This window comes from Cytophagia bacterium CHB2, from assembly GCA_030263535.1.
Taxonomy (GTDB): domain Bacteria; phylum Zhuqueibacterota; class Zhuqueibacteria; order Zhuqueibacterales; family Zhuqueibacteraceae; genus Coneutiohabitans.
Window position 1 is genome coordinate 1 of the sequence record SZPB01000563.1, and the last position, 2,754, is coordinate 2,754.

Consider the following 2,754-nt stretch of genomic DNA (forward strand, 5'->3'; position numbering starts at 1 on the left):
TTCAAGATGTAATGAAGAAAATGCCCGAGCCACACGGACTCGCCCTTCATTTCGAGACCCACCGCGCTCAAGCCGTCGTTCCAATCGCATGCGCCGATGAGGGGCAAACCGCGCGGGCTGAAACGTTCGAGAGCTTTATCCAATGCGCGGCAGCAATGATCATAAAGCGAAGCTGGCTCTTTCTCATCAACAAACGACTCACGGCAATCCAACAATGAGAAGTCGTTCGTCTCGTGCAAATAATTTGTGAGCACAAACGGGAGCCATAGCAAGTTATCGCTGATGGTCGTGTGCAAACCGATTTCGGAAATGGGATGCCACCAATGATACACCGTGCCGTCTTTGAACTGATGCCGCGCGTGCAAAAGAATTTGTTTCTTCGTTTGCGCCGCGTCGATGGGCAGAAAGATCTGGCTGTCCTGCAATTGATCGCGAAAGCCATACGCGCCGCCGGTTTGATAATACGCCGTGCGGCCCCACAATCTCCCCGAAATGGCTTGATACTTCAGCCACGTGTTGAGCATCACGTTCATCGCCTCGTCCGGCGTGTCGATCTCGACCGTGCCGAGCAAATCCTCCCAACGTTGCTTCACATTCGCGAAAGCCGCATCGACTTCCGCAATAGCGCGATACTTCTGAATCAAGCTTGCCGCTTCCTCACGCTCTTGCGTTGCGCCGAGCGTGAACACAATCGTCTTCTCTTCACCGGCTGCGAGCGTGACATTCGCTTGCAAGCTCGCTATAGCATCAAGCCAATTACCCACGCGCTTGTGCAGCTTGCCTTCGCGCACGGCCTGCGGCTCGCGTTGATTGCCATACATGCCGATGAAGCTCTCCTTATCGCCGTCAAAGCTGTGCGGCTTCACGTTCACGGAGTGAAAAGCAACGTAGCCCCAATCCGTATTCCAATGGCCGCGATCGGTCGGCACTTCCCACAAACGTTTCGTGGCAAAGAGTGCGTGCAAGTTCGCGTCATAGTTCGTTTCGATGAACGATTTGTGAAACTCGCGATGCCAATCCGGCGCTTGGCCGAGCCCCCATTCGAAGAAAGAAAAGAGGCCCAATTTCTTCGGCTGGCGGCTGCGGTTGCGCAACGTGAGTTTCCAAATTTCGAGCGGCTCGTCGTTCGGCACAAACATCAGCAGCGTGGATTCCACTCCGAAGTTTTGCGAAGTGATGACGCTATGGCCGATGCCGTGACGGCATTCATAATGATCCGGCTCGTGACACACGGGCTTCCATCCCGCGGACCATACGTTGCCTTTCTCGTCGCGGAGATAGAGATATTTGCCCCATTCATCTTTGATGAGGTCCTGCTCCCACCGCGTGATGCGATTGAGCTGTGCATGCGTGCGCCAACTATAGCCGCCGCCGGTTTGGGAGATGGTCAAGCCGTAATCGCCGTTGCTGATCACATTGATCCACGGCCGCGGGGTTCGCGGCGTGGTCATGACATACTCTTTGCCGTCTTGGGAAAAATAGCCGTACTTCGTTTTGAAGCTTTTCAAGGGGTTCCTTCCTCTTCTCTAATCAATCGGATTTGCGCATGACGTCTTTTCGAGTTTGGCAAAGCCTCTTCGTGCAAGCCGGCCTCGCTTAATTCTTCTCCAAATGCTTTTCCCGCGCGACTGTCGCAACAAAAGGTCCCGGGCGGGACACTTGCGGCAGCCCGAGAATGGTGCGCGCACGATTCAAAGCGTCATCAATATTGCCGCAGACGTTTTCTTCGCCGATTTTTTCAAGCAGGCCTGATTGCTGCATGGCATAAAGCGGTTGCGCGTGGACGCCGGAAAGAATAAAAGCCGTGCCATTCTTTCGGGCATTTGCGACTTCAATCTCAAGGGCCTGCAATGCGGTGGCGTCGACGGCAAGGACGTGGCGAATGTTCAAGATGAGCACTTGAGGAGGTTTCTCCAATAGGCGCATGGTATCTTTGAATTGCTCAATCGCGCCAAAAAACAAGGGCCCATGAATTTCAAAAACCTCGACGCCTGCTGGAACCTCCCGGCGCGAGATCGCGTTCGGATCATCTTCCAGCTCTTCTTCGTCGCTCTGAAGTTCTTTGGTGATGAGGCTGGCTTGCGTCACGTTCGACATGCGATTCAAGAAAAGAAAAGCCGCCAGCACAACGCCCACCTGAATCGCGACGGTCAAGTCGATCAAAACTGTAAGTAAAAACGTGGCGAACAAGACTACAATGTCGCTGCGCGGACTGCGCATGAGCTTGACGAACATGTGCCATTCACTCATGTTATAAGCCACGTAAATCAAGATCGCCGCGAGCACAGGCATGGGAATCAGGGCAGCATATTGCCCGAAGAACAACATGATGAGCAACAAGACCAGCGCATGCACCATGCCCGCCACCGGGGTGCGCCCGCCATTCTTGATATTTGTCGCAGTGCGCGCGATGGCACCGGTCGCAGGAATTCCGCCAAAGAGTGGCGAGAAAATATTGCCGACACCTTGCGCGATCAATTCCATATTCGAGCGGTGGCGCGTGCCTAACATGCCGTCTGCCACAACCGCCGAAAGCAACGATTCGATGGCGGCCAATAAGGCAATCGTCACCGCCGGGGAAAACACTTCGGTGATCAGCTTCCAATTAATGCTAGGAAGCTGCGGCGCGGGCAAATTATTCGGCACACTGCCGAAACGGCTGCCGATGGTGTCCACAGGCACATCAAAAAAATGAACGATCGCCGTCATCACGATGATGGCAACAAATGAACCGGGAATGCGGTGTGTGACACG

General features: G+C 54.2%; 2 protein-coding genes. Both read right to left on the bottom strand.

What is annotated here, in order from left to right; genetic code table 11:
* The coding region (locus FBQ85_28925; protein ID MDL1879158.1) for a glycosyl transferase family 36 at window positions 1-1,451 on the bottom strand (1,451 nt) is incomplete at its 3' end.
* A gap of 145 nt (window positions 1,452-1,596) precedes the next feature.
* Window positions 1,597-2,754 (bottom strand): SulP family inorganic anion transporter (locus tag FBQ85_28930; protein MDL1879159.1); only part of this gene is annotated, 1,158 nt, incomplete at its 5' end.